This window comes from Rubrobacter calidifluminis, from assembly GCF_028617075.1.
Lineage (GTDB): Bacteria > Actinomycetota > Rubrobacteria > Rubrobacterales > Rubrobacteraceae > Rubrobacter_E > Rubrobacter_E calidifluminis.
This window is the reverse complement of the sequence record NZ_JAQKGV010000021.1, coordinates 17206-40928: the sequence shown is the minus strand read 5'-3', so window position 1 is coordinate 40928 and position 23723 is coordinate 17206. Positions and strand designations below refer to the sequence as shown.

General features: G+C 66.4%; 24 protein-coding genes and 1 pseudogene. 10 read left to right on the top strand and 15 right to left on the bottom strand.

From position 1 onward, the window contains the following. The 5 genes from PJB24_RS14215 to PJB24_RS14195 all read right to left on the bottom strand — a co-directional run. A partial coding sequence (locus tag PJB24_RS14215) for an NAD-dependent epimerase/dehydratase family protein (RefSeq protein ID WP_273846995.1) occupies positions 1-337 on the bottom strand: 337 nt, incomplete at its 3' end. Continuing rightward, the gene (gene gmd, locus PJB24_RS14210) at positions 334-1383 is read right to left on the bottom strand and encodes a GDP-mannose 4,6-dehydratase (RefSeq protein WP_273846994.1); all 1050 of its coding nucleotides are present in this window, start codon (positions 1381-1383) and stop codon (positions 334-336) included. The genes gmd and PJB24_RS14215, both read right to left, overlap by 4 nt. 21 nt (positions 1384-1404) lie before the next feature. Next, positions 1405-2160 carry a WecB/TagA/CpsF family glycosyltransferase gene (locus PJB24_RS14205; RefSeq protein WP_273846993.1) on the bottom strand — a complete coding sequence of 252 codons (756 nt, stop codon included), beginning with the start codon at positions 2158-2160 and terminating at the stop codon, positions 1405-1407. Then, on the bottom strand, positions 2157-3452 hold the full coding sequence (locus PJB24_RS14200; protein WP_273846992.1) for a glycosyltransferase: 1296 nt from the start codon (positions 3450-3452) through the stop codon (positions 2157-2159). Before PJB24_RS14200 ends, PJB24_RS14205 begins: the two co-directional genes overlap by 4 nt. A gap of 53 nt (positions 3453-3505) precedes the next feature. After that, complete coding sequence (locus PJB24_RS14195; RefSeq protein ID WP_273846990.1) at positions 3506-4702, bottom strand: aminoglycoside phosphotransferase family protein; 1197 nt, start codon at positions 4700-4702, stop codon at positions 3506-3508. A gap of 205 nt (positions 4703-4907) precedes the next feature. Between PJB24_RS14195 and wbaP the strand changes: the two genes are divergently transcribed. From wbaP to PJB24_RS14180, 3 genes are read left to right on the top strand one after another with little or no spacing between them, the layout of a single operon-like run. After that, positions 4908-6401 (top strand): undecaprenyl-phosphate galactose phosphotransferase WbaP, encoded by a 1494-nt coding sequence (gene wbaP, locus PJB24_RS14190; protein WP_273846989.1) that lies wholly within the window; start codon positions 4908-4910, stop codon positions 6399-6401. 12 nt (positions 6402-6413) lie between these two features. Further along, complete coding sequence (locus PJB24_RS14185) at positions 6414-7415, top strand: sensor domain-containing diguanylate cyclase (protein WP_273846988.1); 1002 nt, start codon at positions 6414-6416, stop codon at positions 7413-7415. 42 nt (positions 7416-7457) lie between these two features. Further along, positions 7458-7931 (top strand): low molecular weight protein arginine phosphatase, encoded by a 474-nt coding sequence (locus PJB24_RS14180; protein ID WP_273846986.1) that lies wholly within the window; start codon positions 7458-7460, stop codon positions 7929-7931. Here the strand turns inward: PJB24_RS14180 and PJB24_RS14175 are convergent. Continuing rightward, positions 7909-8136: a hypothetical protein gene (locus PJB24_RS14175; RefSeq protein ID WP_273846985.1), complete on the bottom strand. Its 228-nt coding sequence runs from the start codon at positions 8134-8136 to the stop codon at positions 7909-7911. The two genes, PJB24_RS14180 and PJB24_RS14175, sit on opposite strands and share 23 nt — an antisense overlap. A 56-nt stretch (positions 8137-8192) precedes the next feature. Further along, entirely contained in the window at positions 8193-9059 is an 867-nt protein-coding gene (locus PJB24_RS14170) for a metallophosphoesterase family protein (RefSeq protein WP_273846984.1), read from the bottom strand. 57 nt (positions 9060-9116) lie between these two features. Between PJB24_RS14170 and PJB24_RS14165 the strand changes: the two genes are divergently transcribed. From PJB24_RS14165 to acs, 5 genes are all read left to right on the top strand, one after another. Next, positions 9117-9995 (top strand): DMT family transporter, encoded by an 879-nt coding sequence (locus PJB24_RS14165; protein WP_273846982.1) that lies wholly within the window; start codon positions 9117-9119, stop codon positions 9993-9995. A 39-nt stretch (positions 9996-10034) separates the two neighbouring features. Beyond that, positions 10035-10640 (top strand): cysteine hydrolase family protein, encoded by a 606-nt coding sequence (locus tag PJB24_RS14160; protein ID WP_273846980.1) that lies wholly within the window; start codon positions 10035-10037, stop codon positions 10638-10640. A gap of 84 nt (positions 10641-10724) precedes the next feature. After that, positions 10725-11162: an OsmC family peroxiredoxin gene (locus PJB24_RS14155; protein WP_273846979.1), complete on the top strand. Its 438-nt coding sequence runs from the start codon at positions 10725-10727 to the stop codon at positions 11160-11162. Positions 11163-11413: 251 nt separating this feature from the next. After that, positions 11414-12070: an acetate uptake transporter gene (locus PJB24_RS14150; protein ID WP_273846977.1), complete on the top strand. Its 657-nt coding sequence runs from the start codon at positions 11414-11416 to the stop codon at positions 12068-12070. A gap of 69 nt (positions 12071-12139) precedes the next feature. Next, positions 12140-14098 (top strand): acetate--CoA ligase, encoded by a 1959-nt coding sequence (gene acs / locus PJB24_RS14145; RefSeq protein ID WP_273846975.1) that lies wholly within the window; start codon positions 12140-12142, stop codon positions 14096-14098. 52 nt (positions 14099-14150) lie between these two features. On the opposite strand, the gene fdhF is transcribed toward acs, so the two are convergent. The 5 genes and pseudogenes from fdhF to PJB24_RS14120 all read right to left on the bottom strand — a co-directional run bounded on the left by fdhF (position 14151) and on the right by PJB24_RS14120 (position 19951). Next, positions 14151-16082 carry a formate dehydrogenase subunit alpha gene (fdhF, locus tag PJB24_RS15850; protein WP_475852786.1) on the bottom strand — a complete coding sequence of 644 codons (1932 nt, stop codon included), beginning with the start codon at positions 16080-16082 and terminating at the stop codon, positions 14151-14153. After that, positions 16059-16256: pseudogene (locus PJB24_RS15990) on the bottom strand (hypothetical protein); the annotation flags it as partial. The gene fdhF and the pseudogene PJB24_RS15990, both read right to left, overlap by 24 nt. A gap of 93 nt (positions 16257-16349) precedes the next feature. Further along, positions 16350-17207, bottom strand: coding sequence for a formate dehydrogenase accessory sulfurtransferase FdhD (gene fdhD, locus PJB24_RS14130; protein WP_273846973.1), 858 nt, complete (start codon positions 17205-17207; stop codon positions 16350-16352). A 260-nt stretch (positions 17208-17467) separates the two neighbouring features. Then, a complete protein-coding gene (locus PJB24_RS14125) occupies positions 17468-19117 on the bottom strand; it encodes an alkaline phosphatase D family protein (RefSeq protein ID WP_273846970.1) in 1650 nt (549 codons plus the stop codon). Positions 19118-19123: 6 nt separating this feature from the next. Continuing rightward, on the bottom strand, positions 19124-19951 hold the full coding sequence (locus tag PJB24_RS14120) for a hypothetical protein (protein WP_273846968.1): 828 nt from the start codon (positions 19949-19951) through the stop codon (positions 19124-19126). A gap of 82 nt (positions 19952-20033) precedes the next feature. On the opposite strand from PJB24_RS14120, the gene PJB24_RS14115 reads away from it, so the two are divergent. Next, positions 20034-20876, top strand: coding sequence for an LCP family protein (locus PJB24_RS14115; RefSeq protein WP_273846997.1), 843 nt, complete (start codon positions 20034-20036; stop codon positions 20874-20876). A 3-nt stretch (positions 20877-20879) separates the two neighbouring features. Here the strand turns inward: PJB24_RS14115 and PJB24_RS14110 are convergent, their stop codons facing one another. Further along, complete coding sequence (locus PJB24_RS14110; RefSeq protein ID WP_273846966.1) at positions 20880-21554, bottom strand: DUF2225 domain-containing protein; 675 nt, start codon at positions 21552-21554, stop codon at positions 20880-20882. 133 nt (positions 21555-21687) lie between these two features. Here PJB24_RS14110 and PJB24_RS14105 point away from each other — a divergent pair, with 133 nt between their 5' ends. Next, positions 21688-21888 (top strand): hypothetical protein, encoded by a 201-nt coding sequence (locus PJB24_RS14105; protein ID WP_273846964.1) that lies wholly within the window; start codon positions 21688-21690, stop codon positions 21886-21888. Positions 21889-21910: 22 nt separating this feature from the next. Here PJB24_RS14105 and PJB24_RS14100 read toward each other — a convergent pair whose 3' ends face one another. Next, positions 21911-22564, bottom strand: a complete 654-nt coding sequence (locus PJB24_RS14100; RefSeq protein WP_273846962.1) for a response regulator transcription factor — start codon at positions 22562-22564, stop codon at positions 21911-21913. Then, a complete protein-coding gene (locus PJB24_RS14095; protein WP_273846960.1) occupies positions 22561-23640 on the bottom strand; it encodes a sensor histidine kinase in 1080 nt (359 codons plus the stop codon). Before PJB24_RS14095 ends, PJB24_RS14100 begins: the two co-directional genes overlap by 4 nt. Between the last annotated feature and the right edge of the window lie 83 nt (positions 23641-23723).

The window sequence follows — 23723 nt, the reverse complement described above, 5'->3', positions numbered from 1 at the left end:
GGTAGATGCACGAACTGCCAAGGAAAAGGAGCTTTTTCACCCCGTGGCGGTGGGCGGCTTCGATGACGTTGAGCTCTATCGCGAGGTTATCGCGGATGAACCCGGCCGGGCAGGTGGCGTTGGCGAGGATGCCGCCGACCTTCGCCGCGGCGAGGAAGACGTATTCGGGGCGTTCGTCGGCGAAGAAGGCGTCCACCGCCCTGGCATCGGTGAGGTCGAGCTCGGTGCGGGCTCTGGTCACGATCCCCTCGAAGCCCTCCCCCCGCAACCTCCGGACGATGGCCGAGCCGACCATCCCGCGGTGCCCGGCCACGTAGATACGGCTCTTTTTGTTCACTGTGCCGCGGTCCCCCGCAGGATAAGCGCATGACCGGCATCTTTTAGGGTCTTCTCCTGCAGGGCCAGCTCGTAGTCGTGCTCGACCATCCTGCGCACCAGCTCGTCTATGCTTATGGTGGGCTTCCAGCCCAGGATGGAGTGGGCCTTGGTGGCGTCTCCCTGCAGGTGCTCCACCTCTGTGGGGCGAAAGTAACGGGGATCTATCTCCACGTGCTCCTCCAGGTCAAGATCCAGAAGATCAAAGACTCTGGAGGCGAACTCTCGCACCGTGTAGGACTCCCCGGTTGCGACCACATAGTCATCGGGCTCATCCTGCTGCAGCATCAGCCACATCGCCTCCACATAATCCTGCGCGTGCCCCCAGTCGCGTTTGGCCTCCAGATTGCCCAGGTAGAGCTTCTCCTGCAGACCCAGCTTGATGCGGGTGGCGGCGCGGGTGATCTTGCGGGTCACAAACGTCTCCCCGCGTCTCTCGGATTCGTGGTTGAAGAGGATGCCGTTGCAGGCGAAAAGCTCGTAAGCCTCCCTGTAGTTGACCGTCACCCAGTAGGCGTAGACCTTCGCCGCTGCGTAAGGGCTCCTGGGGTAAAAAGGCGTGCTCTCCGACTGCGGGGGAGGAGAGGCCCCGAACATCTCGGAGGTTCCGGCCTGGTAGAAGCGGATCTCACGCCCCATGCTCTCCTGCACGTCGCGCACGGCTTCGAGCAGCCTCAGCGTACCCAGCGCGTCTATCTCCGAGGTGTACTCCGGCTGCTCGAAAGAGGTCTTGACGTGCGACTGCGCCCCGAGGTTGTACACCTCATCGGGGGCGACGCTCTGCAGGATACGCCTCAGGCCGCTGCCGTCGGAGAGATCACCGTAGTGCAGGAACATCCTCCTCTCCGGGTCGTGAGGGTCGCGGTAGAGGTGGTCTATGCGCTCGGTGTTGAAGGATGAGCTGCGGCGGATGATGCCGTGCACCTCGTAGCCCTTCTCAATGAGAAATTCCGTGAGATAGGAGCCGTCCTGCCCCGTGATGCCTGTGATCAAGCCCTTTCTGCTCATCCAGTCTCTCCCTCGGTAGTTTCAATAGGTGCGCAGCCCGAGGATCTGCAGGGCGAGCATCGCGGCGAACCTCGGGTTGTGCTTCAGGTAACGTTTCCAGAGTCTTCTGGGCTCTCTGGAGAGCCTGTAGGCCCATTCGAGGCCAGCCTTCTGCAGGAGGCCGGGGGCCTGGCGGATACGGCCGGAGCAGAAGTCGAAGGCGGCGCCGACCCCCACCATCACCGCCGGGATGCTCCCTCTGTGTCTGGCCATCCACATCTCCTGCTTGGGGCAGCCGAGCCCCACGAACAGGATGCGGGCGCCGGAGGCGCGAATCTGCCTCACGTAGGCTTCATCTTCCTGCTCGGTGAGCTCCCGGAACGGGGGTGAGATGGCGCAGGCCACCTCCAGGCCCGGGAACCGCTCCCCCAGCACCCTGACCAGGGCCTCCAGGGATTCAGGGGTGCCCCCGTAGAACCCGACCGGGATCCCCGCACGGGCCGCGTTTTCTACGAGGTAGACCAGGAGGTCCGCCCCCCGCGCCTGGGGTGCACCCCGGACGCCCAACCACCGCAGCGCCCAGACGAGCGGCCTGCCGTCCGGGACGACGAGGTCTGCGTCGTTCACGATCCTGCGGAAGGAGGCAGAGTCGAAGGCCTCCATCGCCATGTGCACGTTCGCGACGCAGACGTAGGAAGAGTGCCCCTCCCGCGCCCAGATCGACGTCTGCCGGGTGGTCTCGTCGCAGGAGGCTGCGTCTACCCGCATCCCTATCACCGAGCGCGATGCCAGTGTCATGATCCCGCCACCACCTTCTCCATCGCCTGCCTGTAGATCCCGATCAGCAACTCGTAGTTGCGTTCCGCCGTGTATCGCCGCTCGTACTCCTCGCGGGCCTCCCGGCGCATCCGGGCATGCTCCCGCGGGTTGTGCGCGAGCCACCTCACCAGACGGGCGAGGTCGGCCGGGTCTCTGGTCCGGAAGAGGAGCCCGGTGCGCCCGTGTTCCACCAGCTCGGCGGCCGCGCCGGTCCCGGCTGCCAAGACCGGGGTTCCGGCCGCGAACGCTTCGATAACCACGCGTCCGAAGGTCTCGTACCACTCGGAGGGGAACACGAGGGTCGTCGCGTCTTTCATGAGGGCCCGGATCTCCTGCGGGGAGCCGTGTCCGAGCCACTCGACGCGCGAGCCCCCCGCCGCGGCCCGTGACACCTCGCCGGACAGCGGGCCGTCGCCCGCGATCTTGAGCGGGATCGCGTCCCCGCCGAGCAGCTTCCAGGCCTCGAGCAGCGTCTTTACGCCCTTCTCCGGGGAGAGGCGTCCGACGAAGAGGGCGTAGCCACCGCTGCCCTCGCCGCAGCCGGGATCCCTGGCGACGAAGTTGGGCTTTACGAAGACCTTGCCCGCGGGCAGACCGTCCTCGATGAACTTCCGGCGAGCGAAGTCTGAGAGAGCGATGTAGGCGGTGACCCTGCGCGACCACGTCCCGACCGCCCGGTGGGCGAGGAGCATCCCCGCTACCGCCCCTGTGGCAGCCCGGCTACCGCGGTAGCAGCCATGGACGATGCCCGGCCAGCGCAGCGTCCTGCCCAGACATTGCTCACACGGCTGCCCCCCGCGGAACAGGAGACCGTTGGGACAGAGCAGCCGGTAGTTGTGGAGTGTCTGGACCACCGGGACGCCCTCGCGGGCCGCCGCGTGCGCTACGGCCGGCGAGATCAGCGGGAAGGTGTTGTGCAGGTGGACCACGTCAGGTGATTCCCGCCGGATCAGTTCGCCTATCTCCCGGCAGGCGCGCTGGTTCCAGATCGTGTCCCGGACGAGCTCCGCCCGGCCCATCCCCTGTATCCTGTCGTTGTGGGCTTCGTAGCACACGACCCGGTGCCCGTGGGACTCGAGCAGGGCCGCTTCCTCCAAGAAGACGAGGTCTTCCCCTCCGGCCTGCTGGTAGGTGTTGTGGACCGTGAGGATCCTGGCCGGTAGGCCCGGCTGGCCGACCACCGCTGGCTTCGTTCTCTCGCTCAGAGCTCCGATCATCTCGGGGTCATGGTCGCGCGGTGGCTGGCGCCGGGCATCTGCCAGACGGCACATTTTCTATCCGCGGCTTGTCCGGGCGCGGCTGGGTTCCGGGGCGGTTGCCCGACCTAGAGGGGTGAACCTCCGTACAGGAAGGCCTCGATGCGTCCCGCCAGCCGGTCTCTGAGGTCGCTGTCTCCGGCTTGCGGGGCGGCGACCCGTGCCTCGGTGTAGTGGAGGGTCACGTCGAGCAGGTAGGCCAGATACAACGAGGGCAGGTGCTCGATGGCGCCGGGCCATGTCCCGTCCAGCAGTTCGCTCAGGAACCGGCGGTCCGGGAGGGGGGCGCCCTTTCCCGTCAGCAGCGATCGCACGGTGCAGAAGTGGAAGGCGTCATACAGGGGCGTTACGCCCTCCTGGGCTCCGTCCCAGTCGAAGACGAACAGGCCCTGCGGCCCCAGACGGGTGTTCCAGGGCGCGAAGTCGCGGTGAGCCATCGAAAGGGGTAGCTCTACCTCTCCGAGGTCTCTCCGAAGGCGGTCGAGCGCCCTCTCCAGCAGAGAGGACAGGCGGCCGTCCAGCCGGGAGGCAAGTCGTCCGGCTTTCTCGGACATCCTCGACAGCAGCGGGCTTTCGTTGAACGTGCGGTGCTCTGCGAACGGCAGGAAGAGGTCACGGCAGAAGGAGAGGTGTTCCCGGCGGAGGTCTCGCGGCCCGGCTCGCGGGGGACCCGCGCTCGTGACGAGCACCCTGCATCCCTGCCAGTCGAAGAGGGCGAGGGCCTCGGGTACCCGGCCGCGCAGCGCCCGGGCGCCTTCGAGCCTCAGCAGGTTGTGGTGTTCGGCTTCGACCTCCTCCCTGGCGCGCGGCGAGGCGGCTATCCTGGCGAAGGCCAGTACCCGATCGTTCTCGGAGAGCGCCTGCGCCGTAACCTTTCGGTAGGCGCCCGGGGTCCCCACGTAGAAGACCGCGCGCACCTCTGGTTCCGTCAGGTGGTGAGCCATCTCTTCCTCGAGGCGGCCGACGGCATCTTCCTCCAGGAACACCCTGCCGCCGGGCAGGACTCCCGCGGAGATGAGGCTCTTGAGCAGCCGGCCTCGGGCGGTCACGGGATGGAAGAGCGCCTCCATGCCGGCACGCCTGATGCCGCGCCGGCCGGCCGGGAAGAGCCAGCGCACCTTCGCGAGGGACGGGTAAGCCCGGTACTCGCGCCCCTCACCCGCGAGGGCGACCGGGATGCCCAGTTCTTTAAGCCCGGACGTCACCTCCGGCAGGGTTCGGCCCTCCCGCTCCCGCCTCAGGAGTCTCTCGAGCCCGGCGGGCATGGTTGCTGACTCTCGATCGGACGCGCCATAGTGCCCGGATTCTACACACGGTCCGCCCGGGGCGGGGGAAGAGAGATTAAAAGCGCATTAAATAGGCCACCCGGCCGGTCCCAAGATGCGCTGTCTAGCCGATGTGCCGCGCCGCAGGCGGCCCTAATATCCGGGGCATTCAGGGAGATCTGCTACACGGACGGGATGGTAAGGCGTGCAGAGAGCCATAGACTCTGGAAAAGCGCTACCTCTTGACATCCCCGCCGGGATGGCGCGGGCGGAGGAGCTCCTCGCCGGAAACAGGACCGGGGCGTCGCCGCAGTTGGTCGCCCTCGCCCTGATGCTCTCTGATGCGGTGCTGGCCATCCTGGTCTGGGAACTGGCGGCCCTGCTGCGGGGTCTCTTCGGAGGAGGAAACCTCTCCGAGGTCACCATCGCCACGGTGGCCTCTAACCTGGGGGTCTGGATCGGACTGCGCTGGCTCATGGGCCTATATCCGGGCTACGGCCTCGGACAGACCGAGGAGCTTCGCCGGCAGACGCAGGCCGTGCTCACGACGATGGCCATCACGACGGTCTTCGCGTTCTCCTTCCAGATCGGGGATGCCATCTCGCGCCTGCTTTTGGTGCTCGGCTTCGCCGGGCTCGCGGTTCTCGCGCCCCCGGCGCGCTACCTGACGAAGCTCTCCCTGCGTAAGGCGGGACTGTGGGGGAAGCCGGTGGTGGTACTCAGTTTCGGGGAGACCGGCGGGAGGCTGATCCGGGCCCTCCGGAGCGAGTGGACGCTTGGTTTCGAACCCCGGGCCATCTTCGACGGGCGGCGGGTGCCTGTGGGAGGAGAGATCGAGGGCGTCCCCTACGGGGGGACGGTGGAGGATGCGGTGGTGTGGGGTCACAACAGCAGTGTGGACACGGCCATCTTCGCCATGCCGTACACCCGCAGGGAGCACCTGCTCCGATTCGTCGAGAGGGCGCGGGTCAGATTCCGGCACGTCATCATCATCCCCAACCTGGAAGGGGTGACCAACTCCGCGGTGACCGCGAGGGACCTCGCTGGGATCTTCGGGGTCGAGGTTCGCCACAACCTGCTGGATGTCTGGACCCAGAGGGTGAAGAGGGTGATGGACGTGGTGTTGACCCTGCTCGGGGGGGTGGTGCTCCTTCCGCTGTTCGTGGTGCTCTGTGTGCTGATCCTTCTGGAGTCTGGAAGACCCGTCTTCTACCGGGCCGAACGGATGGGCAGGGACGGCAGGGCTTTCGGGTGCCTGAAGTTCCGTACCATGGACCGGGACGCGGAGGATGCTCTGGAGCGGCTCCTGCAGGAGAACGAGGAGTTGAGGAAGGAGTACGCACTCTACCACAAGCTGCGTGAAGACCCCAGGGTCACCAGGGTGGGACGCTTCCTGCGCGCCACGAGCCTTGACGAGCTGCCGCAGCTCTGGAACGTGCTCAAGGGGGAGATGAGTCTGGTCGGCCCCCGGCCCTACCTCCCCCGGGAGTCGCCCGATATGGGCGAGGCCGAGCAGACCATACTGCAGGTCACCCCCGGCATCACCGGTCCCTGGCAGGTTGGTGGCAGGAGCAACGCCCCGTTTCGCGAGAGGATCAGGATGGACCTCTACTACATAAACAACTGGTCCATATGGCTCGACCTCCTGCTCCTGGCGCGCACCTTCCGCAGCCTCTTCTCCGACCGCGGAGCCTGCTGAGCAGGCGGGATGATGAAGAGGGCTTTAGGTGAACACCTCACCCTCGAGCGTTCCTCCCTGGAGGATGCTGCAGGGGTGCGTGTCTTCTACCGCCTGCCAGGATTCTTGCGCGGTCTCTGGCGCGGGGTCGCACAGCTGGTGGGCGCGGCTCGTGAGGGAGGGAGGGGGTGCGGGGACGACCTGCTGAGCCGGCTCGTACAGGACGCTCCAGACGTCGTGCTCCTCCTCGACGGGGACGGCAGGGTGCGCTACGCCAACCCGGCTGCCGGCGAGATGTTCGGGTGTGAGCCGGCGGAGCTCGTCGGCGACCGTCTGCCGGAGGCTATGCAGAGATACGGCCCCCGGCGCAGGTCCCCCCACCGGCAGGACGCCTGGGTCGAGAACTTCAGGCTGCGAGGTCGGGGGAGCTCCTGCAGGTACCTGGAGGCACTGAGCGTGGAGTTGGAAGGTTACCGGGCTTACTATCTGCGGGACATCACCGAGCGCAGGCTGCGTGAGGACGAGCTCATCCGGCAGGCCCTGCACGATCCGCTCACGGGCCTGGCGAACCGGGCGCTCTTCCTCGACCGACTCGAGAGAGCGTGCGCCCGCTCTTCCAGGAGCGGTGAGCCCTTCGCCGTGGTCTTCCTGGACCTGGACGGGATGAAACGGATCAACGATCTCATGGGGCACGAGGCCGGAGACAGGTTGCTCGTCGCGGTCGGTGGAAGGCTGCGCTCCTGCCTCCGGCCTTCGGACACCGCCGCGCGTCTCGGGGGCGACGAGTTCGCGCTGCTCCTCGAGGACATCGGAGAGGGGAGCGTGGAGCCGGTCGTCGAGAGGGTGCTCGGCGCGCTGCGTGAGCCGGTGGAGGTGGGCGGCTACAGGATGCGGGTCACCGCCAGCGCCGGGGTCGTCGTGGAGAGCGGCGGCGGGAGAGGGGCGGGTGCCCTGCTCCGGGCGGCCGACGGGGCGATGTACCGGGCCAAGAGCGCGGGGCGTGACGGGTATTCCATCCTCGGGGAGAGCGGATGAGAGCCGACCTCAGGCCGGTCTCGTGGTAAGCTCGCAGGGACCATGAGAGAGGTTCTCTTTGTTTGTACGGCCAACATCTGCCGCAGCCCGATGGCCGAGGCCATCTTCAACGCGCTGGCCGGGGACGCGGGGCTGGACTGGCGGGCGCGGAGTGCGGGCGTCTTCGCCGTCGATGGCTACCCTATGGCTCCGGAGGCCGTTGAGGTGCTCGCCGAGGCGGGGATACAGGTGGGGCAACACCGCTCCCGGGCTCTCACCGAGGCCATGCTCTACCGGGCGAACCTGGTGCTCACGATGACCCCGGCCCACGTCGAGGAAATGGGAAGCGCGTTCGGCGGTCTGCCCGAGAGCGTACACGTGCTTACGGAGTACGTCGGTTCCGGCAGGGAGGGAATCTCGGACCCTTACGGGCTCAGCCTGAGCGCATACCGGGCCTGCGCCCGGCACCTCTTCGAGTGCATCGGGCCTCTGGTGAGGAAGCTTGGGGGTGGGACTACTGCTTCTTCGTCTCCCTGAGGATGGAGAAGATCTCGGAGATCAGAGCCTCCCTTTTCTCGGGGGGAAGGTCCCTCGGGTGGATGGTCTGTTTGTCCGACTGGAGGTTGCGTTTCACGGCCTCCTCGGCGAGATACTGGTCGATGAGCCTGACTACGGCATCCACCTTCTCCCGGGGAAGACCATCCCCGCCGCGGGTAAGCCTGCTCCACATCTCCCTGAACACCTTCTCCTCTCGGGGGCATCGACTCAAGATCCATTATAACCCGCGCCCGCGGCGCCCTAGGGTCTCTTTCGCGCGCGCCGGGGGAAGAGGTGCTCTCCGGCTGGCGAGAAGTCGCCGGCCTTCTCGCTCCAGGCGTATATGGTGATGCTGAGGGACTCCTCCCGCACCCGCACGAGGTTGAAGCTGGAGGGGTGACCGGGTCGCCTGCGGCTCGAGATGGTGCCCGCCGTCGAGATGACGAGCCCGGCCTCGCTCGTCTCCACGCTGTGCACCGCCTCCTGGTGGTCGTGGCCGCAGAGGACGAGCTCCGCCCCCAGAGAGGCGAAGGCGCGCAGCGCCTCGTCGGTGTTCGCCAGACCGTGGCGACCGGAGATGGGACCCCGCATGAGGTTGTGGTGGATCATCACAACCCGGGCCGCCTCCGGCGGGGCCTCCTCGAAGGTGCGCCTGACGTGCGCGAGGTCGTCGCTCCGGACGTGGCCTATGACGCCGAGGTCGCGCAGCCGGCGGGTAAGCGAGCCGCGGGTTATGCCGTGGGCCGTGTTCAGCCCCGCGATGACCACACCCGGGATCGTGAGCGAGGGGCTGAGATCCTCGGAGATGTAGCGCCGGTAGCGGGAGTATTTGTGCTCGTGGGCCCGCCTGCCTATGAAACCGACTATCCCCAGGTTGCGCAGCACGGCCCCGAGCCAGCGGATGTCGTGGTTGCCGGGGATGACTATGTAAGGTGCCACCCTGCCGATGGCCTCCAGGTAGTCACGGGCCTGCCGGAACTCGGCTATCGAGCAGCGCTGCGTGAGATCGCCGGAGACGGCCACCGCATCGGGCTTGAGCCTCCCGATGTACTTGAGTAGAGAGTCGAGCTGCTCGGAGACGGCGGGCCTGCCGAAGTGCAGGTCGGAGACGTGTACGAGGGTGGTCACGAGCCCTAATATTACAATAAGAAGCCGTGGCTTCCGGCCGCGCTACAATTGTCCCTCGTGAGGCTCCTGTATACCATCGTCCTGCTCGGTGTGACGGCTGTGTGGGGGTGGACCTTCGTGGTCGTGCAGGACGCGATCTCCGCCTACGGCGTCATACCGTTCCTCGCGGCCCGTTTCCTGCTCGCCGCCTGCGCCCTCGTCCCCTTCACCCTGCGGCGCATCACCCGTGGAACGCTCGTCGCGGGGGCTGGTGTGGGGTTGGTGCTGGCCGTGGGCTACCTCTTCCAGACGCTCGGCCTGCTGTACACCACCCCGACGAACTCCGGGCTTATCACAGGGATGTTCGTCGTGTTCGCCCCGCTCTCGGACCGCCTCCTCTTCGGGGTGCGCATCTCCCGCCCCGTGCTCGCCGCCGTCATCCTGAGCTTCGCCGGGATGGTGCTGCTTGCCGGTGGGAGTCCCGACGGCGTAAACCTGGGCGACCTGCTCACCCTGCTCTGTGCGGCCGCCCTGGGGCTGCAGATAGCCCTGCTCTCCCGATACGCCTCGGGGCACGACGCGCTGGGGTTCGCCTCGGTGGAGACCTCCGTGATGGCGCTCCTTTTCACCGGGGTCTGGCTTTTCTCGGGCGGTGTCTCCTTCCCACCGCGCAGCGTCTGGATGGCCCTGATCGTCACCGGTCTTTTGGCCTCCGCCGCCGCCTTCTGGGCCCAGACGTTCGTCCAGCAGCGCCTGCCCGCGGCCCGCGCGGCGGTGATCCTGACGATGGAGCCGGTCTTCGCCGCGCTCTTCGGCTACTGGCTCGCTGGCGACCGGCTGGACGCGGTGCAGATGGCGGGGGCCGCCCTCATCCTCTCGGCGCTCTTTCTGGGTGAGATACTGCCTCTCCTCACCCGCAGGAGGGCGAAGAAGGGGCTGCCCCCCGATCCCGTATAAAATTTCCTGCCGGGAAGGAGAGAGCGAGGAGGTCTGAAGATGTCCGGCCGCAGAGAGGTCGTGGTCCCGGAGTACGAGGTCAGGGAGAGCGTGCGGGTGGACCCCTCGCGCACCGCCCTCGTCGTCGTCGACATGCAGAACGATTTCGTGAAGGAGGGGGGAGCGCTCAGGGTCCCGGACGCCGAAGGGACGATCCCCGCCATACACCACCTGCTCGAGGTGGCCAGGGACTCCGGTATGAAGGTCGTCTTCACCCAGGATACCCACGCCGAGGGTGACCCGGAGTGGGAGATCTGGGGCGAGCACGCCCGCGAGGGTTCCTGGGGATGGCGGATTGTGGACGAACTCTCCCCGCGCGAGGGTGAGCTCGTGATCCGCAAGGTCCGCTACGACGCCTTCTACGGCACCCACCTGGAGCACTTCCTGCGTCTGTGGGATACGAAGACCCTGATCGTCTGCGGTACCGTGGCCAACATCTGCGTGCACTACACCGCGGCGAGTGCTGCCCTGCGCTGGTTCGAGGTGGTGCTGCCCCGCGACGCGGTCTCCGCGCTCGACCCGTTCGACCTGGAGTCCTCCCTGCGCCAGACGGCCTTCCTCTTCGCCGGCACCGTCACACGGAGCCGGGGCATAGAGGTGGCGTGATCGGTCATCCGCGGGTGCGGTTAGCTGCATACGAGAGCGGGTATATGAGGCTCACCTGGAAGATACGATGAACGGAGGTGGAGTATGCCCTCTGCACAACGGCGCGCGGAGGTCAGATGGAGAGGAAGCCTGACCGGAGGTTCCGGGAGCCTGAACCTGGCGAGCAGCGGCGCTCTCAGCGATGCACAGATCAGTTTCCCCGCCCGCACCGGTGATCCCGACGGGAAGACCTCCCCGGAGGAGCTCATCGCCGCCGCCCACGCCGGCTGCTACGCGATGGCCCTCTCCAACGTCCTCTCCGAGAGCGGACACGAACCCGAAGAGCTCGAAGTCAGCGCCGAGGTCACCTTCGACATGGGACAGCTCAAGATCACCTCCTCCGTCCTTGAGGTGCGCGGCCGCGTGCCGGGGCTGGACGAAGCCGGATTCAGGGAGGCCGCAGAGAAGGCCGAACAGGGTTGCCCGGTCTCCAACGCCCTCAGAAACAACGTCGAGATAACCCTGAACGCCTCTCTGGCCTGATCCGTAGATAAGGAAGAGCCAGCTCCTCCAAAAACCCGGGCCTGACCGGCCCGGGTTCGTCTTTTCGCAGGAAAAGTTTCGCACAATGTGACAAACGCTGGTCTGCAGTCGCATATAATGCTATAATCCACCTCTGGTGGGTAGCACAAGGGGCTTCTCGAGAAAGGAGGCGTTCTCTAGGAGAGGAAGACCATGCCTGTACGGGCTTGTTGCGGGGCATTTTCTTGTTTTCCGGGAGGGAGGAGTAGCGGATGGCTCAGGTAGATCCAGAGCTGCGTGAAGAGATAAGGAAGATGGTGCGGGACGAGACGGCGGGGCGCACGGCGCGGGAGAATCCGCCGGCGGCTCCGATCGGTGACCCCGCGCCGCTCGGGCTCGCGGCGTTCGCGCTCACGACGTTTTTGCTCAGCCTCGTCAACGCGGGGCTTTTGCCTTCCGCCGGGGTGCAGGTCGTTCTGCCGCTCGCGCTCTTCTACGGGGGATTAGGGCAGCTTCTGGCCGGGATGTGGGAGTTCAGGAACAACAACACCTTCGGAGCCACAGCGTTCAGTTCTTACGGAGCGTTTTGGATCGCATTCGCTGCGCTCGAGACTTTCTACGCTGGCAGGATACCGGCCTCGGATCTCTCTTCGGTGGTGGGGTGGTTCCTCATAGCGTGGGGCATCTTCACCGCGTACATGTTCTTCGGTTCCATGCGGGTGACCAACGCGGTGATGGTGGTGTTTTTGCTGCTTGCCATAACCTTCTTCCTGCTCGGCATAGGGGAACTCGCGGGCTCGGCCGGCATCTCCAAGGTCGGCGGGTACGTGGGGCTTCTCACGGCGATAGCGGCCTGGTACACCTCGGCGGCCGGGGTGATCAACTCCGTCTCCGGACGGGTGGTGTTGCCCGTGGGACCCCGGGCCTGAGCCGGAGGTGCAGTTAAGTGGTTCTGGCGGTGGGGTAAGATGGACCGGTAGAGAAAGGAGGAGCCGGAGATGACAGAAGAGAAGACCATCGAGGCGTTACTGGAGGAGAGGAGGACCTTCCCGCCGCCGGAGGAGTTCGCCGCGCGGGCCAACGTCAGCGACCCGTCGGTCTACGAGCGGGCCGAGCGCGATCCGGAGGGCTTCTGGGCGGGGTTCGCCCGCGAGCTGCACTGGTTCAAAGAGTGGGACAAAGTCCTCGACGACTCGGAGGCGCCCTTCTACAAGTGGTTCGTCGGGGGCAGGCTCAACGTCTCGTACAACTGTCTCGACTACCAGGTCGAGCAGGGCCGGGGGGACAAGCGGGCGATAGTCTGGGAGCCGGACGAGCCCGGCGAGGAGGGACGCGCGCTCACCTATTCCGAGCTTCTCGCCGAGGTGAAGAAGTTTGCCAACGTGCTCAGGAGCCTGGGGGTCGGGAAGGGTGATACGGTCGCCATCTACATGCCGATGATCCCCGAGCTCCCGGTCGCCATGCTCGCCTGCGCCCGCATCGGCGCCCCGCATTCGGTGGTCTTCGGCGGGTTCTCGGCCAACTCGCTGCGCGGCAGGATCAACGACTGCGAGGCCAAGGTAGTCATCACCGCCGACGCCGGGCGACGGGGCGGCAAGAGGGTTCCGCTGAAGGAGAACGCGGACAAAGCCCTCGAGGATGCCCCGTCGGTCGAGCACATGATCGTCGTACGACGCACCGGGGACGAGGTTCCTATGCAGGAGGGGCGGGATCTCTGGTACCACGAGCTCATGGCCGAAGCCGACCCCGAGTGCCCGGCGGAGGAGATGGATGCGGAGGATCTGCTCTTCATCCTCTACTCCTCCGGCTCGACCGGGCGTCCTAAGGGGATCGTGCACACCACGGGCGGATATCTCACCTTCGTCTACGCCACCACCAAGTGGGTGATGGACATAAAGGACGACGACGTCTACTGGTGCACGGCGGACATCGGCTGGGTCACCGGGCACTCGTACATCGTCTATGGCCCGCTCGCCAACGGGGCGACGAGCCTGATGTTCGAGGGTACGCCCACCTACCCGGCGCCGGACCGTTACTGGGAGATAGTCGAGAAGTACGGGGTGACGATCTGCTACACCTCCCCGACTACGATCCGCTCGCTGATGAAAGAGGGCAGGCAGTGGCCCGAGAAGCACGATCTTTCTTCTCTGAGGCTGCTCGGGACGGTGGGTGAGCCGATCAACCCGCGGGCCTGGGTCTGGTTCCACGAGTTCGTCGGCGGCGGGCGCTGCCCGATCGTGGACACCTGGTGGCAGACGGAGACCGGCGGGCACATGATCACCCCGCTGCCCGGCATCACAACCACCAAGCCCGGTAGCGCGACCAGGCCTTTCCCCGGCATAGGAGCCGACATCTACAATGAGGAGGGACGACCGATAGAAGGTTCCGGCGGCGGTTATCTGGTCCTCACCCGTCCCTGGCCGGGGATGCTGCGCACCCTGTACAAGGACCCGCAGCGCTACCAGGAGACCTACTGGTCGCGCTTCCCGGGGGTGTACTTCGCCGGAGATGGGGCCAAGCGCGACGAAGACGGCTACTACTGGATCATCGGCCGCGTCGACGACGTCATAAACGTCAGCGGGCACCGCATCTCCACCTGGGAGGTCGAGAGCGCGCTGGTCTCCCATGAGAAGGTCTCCGAGGCCGCCGTCGTCGGGCGTCCCGACGAGCAGAAGGGACAGGCGATCTTCGCCTACGTCACGCTCGAGGGTGATCTGGAGGGCTCCGACGAGCTCAAGCAGGAGCTGCGCCGGCACGTCCGCGAGGTGATAGGTCCGATCGCCACCCCCGACGACATGGTCTTCACCAGCGCCCTCCCGAAGACGCGAAGCGGCAAGATCATGCGCCGCATCCTGCGCGCCGTCGCCCAGGGCTCAACGGACTTCGGGGATACCACCACGCTCGCCGACCCGGACGTGGTGGAGGAGCTGCGCAGACAGGCCAACAGCCAGACCTGAGGGGCTCCGAAACGGAAAAGGGGGCGGGGAGGCCCCGCCCCCTTTTCCTCCCTCAACCCTCAGCGGGCTCCACCCGGACCGCGCAGGCCTTGAGCTCGGCCGTCCCCGACTGCGGGTCGACCGCGTTTATCGTGAGCACGTTGGTCGGGACCTGATCCGCGAAGCTGAAACCCAGAAACACGAGCCCCCGGCTCACCCGGTCGGTCACCCGGGCCTTCACCCTCGGGACGGTGCCCCTCCGCGAGCTCACCCGCACGAAGTCCCCGTCGGAGACGCCGAGGGCGCGGGCGTCCTCGGGGCTTATCTCCAGGAGCTCCTCCGGGTCCTTGACCTTCTTGTAGCTCCGGGTCATCGTGCCGGTGTTGTGGAAGGCGAGGCGTCTGCCGGTGGTGAGCTGGAACGGGTACTCCTCGTCCGGGGGCTCGACCGGGCCCTCGTGGTCGACCGGGGTGAAGGGAGCCCGCTTTTCCACCTCCTCGTCCCACAGCCGGGCGTGGAGGAACTTCGTGCCCGGACGTCCGTCGTACTCCTCGCTCCCGGTGTAGGGCCACTGGATGCCGTCGTAGCGCTCCAGCAGCTCGTAGCTCATCCCGCTGAAGTTGGGGGCGAGGAGTCGGATCTCGTCCCAGATGTCCTCGGCGCTCTCGTAGTGCCAGTTCGCCCCGAGCCGGTTGGCCACGTCCTGCAGGATCCACTCGTCCGCCCGCGCCTCGCCGGGCGGGTCGACGATCTTGTGCACCCGCTGCACCCTGCGCTCGCTGTTGATGAAGGTGCCCTCCGTCTCGCACCAGCTCGCCGCCGCCGGGAGCACCACGTCCGCCAGACGAGCGGTCTTGGTGAGGAAGATGTCCTGCACCACCAGGAAGTCCAGGCCCCGGAAGAGCCGGTCGGAACGGTTCTCGTCGGCGTCGGACTGGCAGGGGTTCTCCCCGATGACGTACATGCACCGGATCTCCCCACACTCTATCGCGTCGAGCATCTGAGCCTGGTTCTTGCCGACCTTCTGCGGCAGCGGCACCCCCCATACCTCCCGAAAGCGCCGGTGGGCCTCCGGGTCGTCCCAGCTCCAGCCGCCGACCAGCCGGTTCGGCAGGGCCCCCATGTCCCCGCCGCCCTGCACGTTGTTCTGCCCGCGCAGCGGGTTGAGCCCGCTGCCGTAGCGGCCGACGTGCCCGGTGAGGAGCCCGAGCGCGATGAGCGCGAAGACGGCCTGGGCCCCGTTGTGGTGCTCGGTGATGCCGAGCGTCCAGTTGAGGATCGCCCTCTCCGCCGTCGCGTACATCCGGGCGACCTCGCGGATCTCCTCCGCCGGGACGCCGGTCACCCCTTCGGCGTACTCTGGGGTGTAACCCGCGACCTTCTCACGGTAGGCCTCGAAGTTCTCGGTCGCCCGCTCGACGAACTTTCGGTCGTAGAGACCCTCCTCGATGATTACATGGCCCATGGCGTTCGCCAGGCAGATGTCGGTGCCGACGTTGACCCGGAGCCACCTGTCGGCCTTCCTGGCCTGCTCGGTCTTGCGCGGGTCTATGACGACCATCTTCGCGCCGTTTTTCACGCCGCGGCGCATGTGGTTGTAGATGATGGGGTGGCACTCCTGGGTGTTCGAACCCCAGCAGACGATGAGGTCGGTGTCCTCGAACTCGTCGTAGGAGGTTGTGGAGGCCCCCGCTCCGAACGTCGCCACCAGACCGGTGACGCTGGCGGCGTGTCAGGCGCGGTTGCAGGAGTCTACGTTGCTAACCCCCATCACCTGCCGGATGAACTTCCCGGCCAGGTAGTTGAGCTCGTTGGTCGAGCGGGAGGAACTGAAGAGGCCGAAGGCGTCCCCGCCGCTCTCCTCCTTTATCTGGCTCATGCGGCTCGCGACGAGGTCTAAAGCCTCCTCCCAGCTCGCCGGGACGAGTTCGCCGTTCTTACGCACCAGCGGGCGCGTCAGGCGCCGCTCGCTGTAGATGTGCCGCCAGCCTTCTCGCCCCTTGATGCACGCCTCGCCCTTGCTCGAGGGGTTGGACTTGCGGCCCGTGACCTTGCTGATCCTGCCCCCCTCCACCTTCACCTCGAGCCCGCAGCCGACCCCGCAGAAGCCGCAGATCGTGTGCCCGAGACGCGTGCCGGCCGGACCGACCCTCTCCTCGCGGGTCTCCGTAGCGCTCACCTCGAAGAACACCCCTTTCCCGCCCGAAAGATCACTATATTACATGCGCGGATTATATCCCCGCGGGCGCGGTGATGTCCACGCGCCGGCGCCCTAGGCGAGGATGCGCTCGAAGCCCGAGTAGACGTTGAAGCGGCCCTCGCGCAGGAAGCCCACGAGGGTCATGTCGAACTCGCGGGCGACGTCCACGGCGAGGCTGCTCGGGGCGGAGACGGCGCAGACGATCGGGGCACCGGCCGCGAGCGCCTTCTGCATGATCTCGAAGCTGCTCCTTCCGCTGACCATGAGGATGCCCTCTGAGAGGGGGATCCTGCCTTCGAGCAGGGCCCAGCCTATCAGTTTGTCGGTTGCGTTGTGCCTTCCTACGTCTTCCCGCAGCGCGAGCAGGTTGCCGTCGGTGTCGAAGAGCGCGGCGGCGTGCAGCCCCCCCGTCTCCTCGAAAAGGCCCTGCGACGAGCGCAGCCTGCCGGGGAGGCTGCAGATCACCTCCCGAAAGACCCGCGGTCCGGGCGGTAGCACCCGGCAGCCGCGCATCTCGAGCTGCTCCAGGCTCGCCTTGCCGCACACACCGCAGGCGCTCGTGGTGTAGAAGTGGCGCTCGAGGGATGAAGGGTCGTACGTGAGGCCGGGGCGCAGCGTGACGTTGACGATGTTGTACTGCTGCTCGGCGCCCACCTCCGAGGAGAGGCAGTAGCTCATCTTCTCGATGTCCTCCCTCGAGGAGACGATCCCCTCTGCGAAAAGGAAGCCCGCGGCCAGCTCGAAGTCCGCGCCCGGCGTGCGCATGGTGACGGCGACCGTCCTCCGCTCCCCCCCGGAGAGCACCCGGATCTCCAGCGGCTCCTCGGTGGCGAGCACGTCGCGGCTCGACGTCACCCGACCATCCTCGACCTTCCGAAGCCTGATGCGCGTCTTGCTGGTGCGCCGGGCGGTGCCCGGGGTCTCTCTCAACATGGTCCTGCGGCCTCCGACCCTTTTTCCTCCTCGCTGAGGAGTTTAACACCGGTCGCGAGAGAAAGAGATACAAAAGAAGGGAACTCCTCCTTTCCCTTTCCCGGAGTTCCCTTTCCCCATACCCAAAACCCTGATGTGAATAAGTTATCAAAACTCGTCCGGCCGGACAACAGCCCTGAGGTTAAATTTGGTTAAGGCTCTTTGAAGCCGTGCGGCTCACCGTGCCGTGACTCACCGGGGGCGAGGACGTACCTCCCTTACGCCAGGCGGCGTTCGAGGATGGGCGTCAGGGTGGGGTCTCCGCCGGCAGGACGCTCGACCCTCAGCGTACACCTCCTGCCCGCCATCTCGAGCGTCGAGACGTGATTGTCGAACCAGGGCTCTTCGTGCAGGAGCCACCAGGAAGGTGAGGGTTCCCCGACTCCGGCGAGCCGGGCGAGCATCCGTCCGGCGAACTCCCCGCCCCGGGACCATCCAGCCCTCATGGCGGCCCGTTCGGCCCGGGGGAGCATGTTTCTGAGCGGCGAACCCACGGCCTGGTAGACGAGGCTCTCTGCTTTGCCGCCCGGGTTCATCTCCGCCAGGTAGCCGTGGTGCACGTCTCCGGAGAGCACCACGATGGAAGCTGGAGGCCGTCTTCCGGAGCGCTCGCCGGAGGCGACCGAGCTTATCAACCGGACCATCCTGTCGAAGGATTCCTCGAAGGCCGCCCAGTGCTCGAGGTCGAGCGCCTGACGGACCACCTCCCCGACCTTCGAACCAGGCGCGCCCCACGCTCCGGCGCACACGGCCTCGCTTGCTGACTCCAGGCCGTGCAGACCGGGGGCGAGGAGGAGCGGAAGCGAGGTGCCGATGAGGAGGTGGTCGAACTCCCCGCGGGCGCAATCCTCCACCCACCGCCACTCCGCCTCGTCCAGCATCGATCGTCGCCCTTCCTCCAGGACCCGGCCGGCCCGGGAGTCGACCATGATGAGCCGGGTCGAACCGAAGTCTCGATGGAAGCTCCAGCGGGTACCGCCGGCCTCTCGGTCGGCGCGGCGGGCGAAGGCACGCAGGAGCCCTCCCGCGTCCCGGGAGCCGCGCACCCGGCAGAACACCTCGTCCTCGACGAGCTCGGCGGGGGAGAGGTTCCCGAGGTGCTGGTAGATCCAGTAGGACATGAAGGCCCCGGTAATCCTCTCCCCCCACCAGCTCTTCTGACGCATCTTCCGGACCCAGCGCCAGGAGGTGTTCCAGTCGTCGTGTACGTCGTGGTCGTCGAAGATCATCGCCGAGGGGACGGTGGAGAGGAGCCAGCGGATGGTCTTCTCTCCCCAGGATTCCCGGTAGAGACGGGTGTACTCTTCGAAGTCCGCGACCTCCCTGCCTGGGGGCCTGCGCGTGTCGCGCCGGGACTCGATAAACGCCAGCGTCCCGGGAGAGACCTCGTCGGCGTAGATCTGATCCCCCAGCAGGAGCAGGGCGTCGGGCCACTGCTCTTTGGGGGTGCGGAGCATCCTGCGGGCCAGGGCGAAGAGGGCGTCCTGCCCATGGCCTCGCGGGTCCTCGTCGGGGCTCAGGGTGTAGGGCTCTTCGTGGGGAGCCGAGACCCGGCAGGAGCCGAAGCAGATCCTGAACGGGCCATCGGTCTTTGGAGTGCGGATGACGCTCGGCGGGAACGGAGAGTCCTCCTCGGGCCAGACCTTCACGCCTTCGAGCGTCACCTCGTACTCGTAGGTCTTCGCGGGTTCCAGACCGGTGAGGTAGACGAGCGCGTAGTGGTGCCCCTCGACGCTGAAGGTGCGTTCGTGGTGAGCTTCACCTTCGATGTGTATGCCCACCTCGCCGGGCTGGTCCGTCTCGACCCAGACGGTGGCCTCCGTGGGGCCCGTGTAGCGGAGCAGAGGGCCGAGAACGAGAGCCGTCATGCCAGTTCAAGACCTCTTTCTGCTGAGGGCGGCGCGGATGCGCCGGGCCTCTTCGAAATCCCGCAGGGCGTCGAAGAGCTTGCCCTCCGGCACGGTCTGCGGCCAGCGCTCCGTCCGATAGCCGTAGCGCCGCTTGAGCTCCTGCACCGAGTCCGTGGTGTAGCGCAGGGCGTAGATGAGCCTCTGGGTCTTGCCGGCCTGCCGGGGCATGAGGTGCAGCCTGCTCTCCATCCACCAGGTGATCTCCGGCAGAGGGTCCCGGCCCTGCTCGAGGATCAGGGCGGCCTCCCACTCTACCCTGAGGGCGCTCATCTCGAAGGTGGCCGGGCGGACGTTGAGGGGGGCGAGTGAGAAAGAGTCGTCCGGATGGAAGCCGAAGGTGCGCTCGAGCAGCCGGCGGAACCTCGGGTCGCGGGAGCGTTCGTAGCGGCTGCGCAGCGCTAGCAACTGCTCGTCAGAGTAGACCCGGAGCCCTCGCCGGGTGGGCCTCCTGGGATCCAACCCCCCATCTCGCAAGATGCCGGCGAAGGACGAGTATGATCTCAGGCTGCGCACGAGCCACACGCCGTAACCGCAAAGAGCAACCGTGACGCTAACTGCCAGAGAGGTGTAGAAAGCCCGGTAGGGCACGGCCACGATCCCGCCGAGCGCGTACCGCACGCCGAAGGCATTGTAGTAGAGGTCGAGGGCGGTGGAGATCAGCATGAAGAGCAGGATCGCGAGCCCTCCCGTCGCTGCCAGCCGGCGCGCGGGCGAAGCGCAGGAGGACGCGAGCCCCTCCCAGGCTACCCGCTCATCCCCGACCTCGAGAGATGGTCTCTGAAGGCCCTGCATGGATCAAGTATACATGTATATCGTGTGCCGCCCGTGTGTCCGCGATGACCGCGGCATGCGGATATAATCTCGACCCGTGTCGATGAAAGTGTACAGAGCCGGGGAGCTGCCCGGTGATCTGGGCAAAAAGCGCCCGAACTACGCCCGGCGGCGGATACTGCTCGTGGTGGCGGCGCTCGTCCTGCTGTTCCTCGGCTATCTCCTGGTCCCCGTCGGGGACCAGCGGGTGCTGCTGCTGGGCAGCGACACCCGGGGTGATGGAGCCCCGGCGCGCACCGACACCATGGTGATCTTCCGGGCCACGGGCGGAATGCTCTCCATTCCGCGCGACTCGCTGGTCAGGATAGAGGGATACGGCTGGGGCAAGGTCAACTCGGCCTACACCTACGGCGGGGCCGACCTGACCCTCAGGACGCTCAAGGACGACCTGAACGTACCGGTGGACCACTACGTGCTCGTCAAGTTCACCGGGGTCAAAGACGTCGTCAACGCCCTCGGCGGGATCACCATAGACGTGAAGGAGCCCATAAACCTCGGCATAGAGGGCAGGGTGTACAAGATAGACCCCGGCGTGCAGAAGCTGAACGGCGGACAGGCGCTGGCCTACGTCCGCTGGCGGGACGACCCGCAGGGAGACATCGGGCGCGAGGAGCGCCAGCAGCAGTTCCTCGACCAGCTCGTCGCGCAGGCGACCTCGCCGGCCAACCTGCCCCGGCTCCCCGCGGTGATCGGGGCGATCCTGGACAACACCAAGACGAACATGAACCCGGTCTCTCTCCTGCGCTTCGCTCTGCAGTACAAGCTCTACGGGGGAGGGGGGAAGGCCGCCCTCTACCCGGGTCACCCGCAGTACATCAACGGGATCTCGTTCTGGATCCCGGACAGGAAGGCCGCGCAGGAGGTGATCCAGGAGACCATAGGCTGAGGCTCAGGCCGCCTGCGACTCGGCGAGCTCGCGCTGGCGGGAGATGAGCCGCCCCAGCCAGGTGAGGGATGGATCGGAGATCCACTGCATGGTACGCTCGGCGTTGACGTACCAGTTGAGCGCCTCGCGGTGGTTGCCGAGCCTCCGGTTGAGCTCGCCGACCAGGTAGGTGGTGAGGGCGAGCTCCCTCCCGTAGAGGTCCTCTTCTTCAAGCGCGCGCAGGAAGTGTCGGATCGCCCGCAGCTGGAAGGTGCTCTCGAAGGGTTGTTCCTTCTCCTTTCTGCACACCCACGAGGCTCTCAGGCACAGATCACCGAGCTCCCGGTGGGTGGCCCCGAGCTCCCTGCCGCAGATCTCCGCGGCGTGGAAGGCGAGCCAGGGGGGAGGACTGCTGCGGAAGACCTTGAGGAGGCCGTCCTCCCTCAGGAGCTCCTCGAGCTCGTAGCGTTCGTCGAAGGAGAGGTCGAGCTCGCCGAAGTCCGAGGGGGAGGCGAACGAGCATGCCGGACACATCGTCACCGCGCTCTGCAGGAGCAGCGAGCCGTCCGAGACTCGCCCGGGGAATTTGGGGCACAGATCGGTCTCGCGGCCCACGGTCACGTAGGAGCCGGCGTGGAGGGTGGGAAAGATGCGCTCACATACCGGACATCTGACGTAGACGCGTCTGACCCTGCCCAAGGCTCACCCTCGCCGGATGCTTTTCGCGCTGCGCGGTGCGGTCTTCTCTGCGAAAATCAAGGTATGCTGAGTTTACCACAGCGCCGGCGGATTCCCGGCTGATCGTCGCCCTCTGAGGGAGGAGGTAGACCCGGTGGAACAGCCGAGAAAGAGCGACGCGGAGGTGGCGCTCGAGCTCATGCGTCTGGTCCTGGAACAGGCGGGCAACCGCAGGCTCTCCCCGACGCGCACGCTCGCGCTCTACCACCTCTGCAGGGAAGCCGTCTCTTACACCCCAGACGGCTCGGTCTCCGCGGAGTACCTCGAAGAGGGCCTGAAGAGGCTTCTGCAGTAACGACGACCCCGTTCTTCGATCCTCACCCCTCGCGGGTCAGCTCGTAGGTGGAGATCCAGCCCTCCGAGAGGGCCCTGCGGGCTGCCTCGCTGCGGGAGGTGACCCCGAGCTTGGCGTAGATGTTGGCCAGGTGGCGCTTGACGGTCGCCTCGGAGAGGTGCAGGACGACGGAGATCTTTCGGTTGGAGAGCCCCCGCGCGGCGAGAAGGAGCACCTCCAGCTCCCTCTCCGAGAGGGCGCACCTTTTGCCCGATCTCTCCAGCACCCCACGCGGCACGGAGAGTACGACGTTGTCCTCGCTGGGATTCTCCACGGCGGCGTGCACTGCCGCGAGCAACTCTTCGAGCGAGGCGCTCTTCACCAGGTATGCACTCGCCCCCGCAGCCAGCAGCTCGCGCACCAGGCGCGGCTCCTCGAACATGGTCACGATGATAATCCTGGGTGGCGGCTGCAGCTTTCCCAGGTGTTGCATGGTCTCCCCGGCCCCCATGATCGGCATCTCCACGTCGAGTATGAGGACATCGGGCGGGGAGGTTCGCGCCAGTTCGACGACCTCGGCCCCGTTGGCGGCCTCCCAGGTGACCTCCAGAGATGGATCCGTCGAGAGCATCTCCCTGAGCCCCTGGCGGAACATCGTGTGATCGTCGGCGAGGGCTACCTTTATCTTCCTGCTCACGACCGGCTCCTGAGCGGGACCTTCGTTACTGCTTTCGTCCCTCCGCCCGGCGAGGATGATATCTCGAAGCTTCCCCCGAGCAGGGAGGCGCGTTCCCTCATCGAGTGGAGCCCGACCCTACGACGGACGCGCCGGGGGTCGAAGCCGCTTCCGCTGTCGGTGACGGCCGCCACCACCTCCCGCGGCGAGATCCTGACCTCCACCTCCACCAGATCGCCGCCGGAGTGTGAGACCGCGTTCCTGACCCCCTCGCGCAGGATCATGTAGAGCTGATCTCGCACGTGGCGGGGTATCATCTCTTCGTCTCCCTCGAAAGAGACCTCGTAGCGCATCCCCGGCGGGATGCTCGCCCGGCCCAGATTCTCCAGGGCCACCTGCAGGCCTTCGCCGGCTCCGCTCTGGCGTAAATCGAGGGCGAGCTCGCGGGCCGCCTCGATCGCCTCCAGGTTGGCCTCGCGTGCCTGGGAGAGCTTGCTTTGGGCCTGCTCGGGGTCCCGGTCTCTCGTCGCGGCGTAGAGTTCCAGGCTCTGATTGACCAGCGCCATCGCGTGTGCGACCCTGTCGTGGAGCTCGCGCGAGAATCGCCTGCGCTCCTCGCTCTGCACCTCGCCTATCTTGGTCAGGAGATAGTCCACGTAGGAGACCATCGAGACCCGTGCCACACGTTCCATCACGCTCTGCTGGATGGTCTGCGCGACCTCGAAGATCTCCTGCGGGGAGATGTCGGAGAGGTCCAGACGCTCTACCAGCATATCGAACGCCGCCCGGCAGAGCGCAACCCCGGCACGCAACGCCTCATCCGGGTGCTGCTCCTCTGGCGACCCGACGGCCTCTGCGTTCTCCGCGAGCTCGTCAATGAGCGTGTCCTTCTCCGATCCTTCGTCCCTCAGCGCGAGTACGGCCCATCTGAGCATCCTGCGCCCCTCCCCGATCGCTTCTTTCTCTTCTCCCCCCGCGATCAGGAAGTTGCCCTCCTCTCTGAGTCGTCTCAGGTAGCCCGCGAGGATCGCTTCCTCGTTCTCCTCGAGGACGCGGGCCGCCTGCACGCGAACCATTGAGTTTTCGGAGAGGGCCATCTCCCGCTCTGTAAACCTCCTGCCAGCCTACGAATTTTAGCTTACATCCCCCGGGGGAATTGATGCCACCCTCTCCAGAGAAG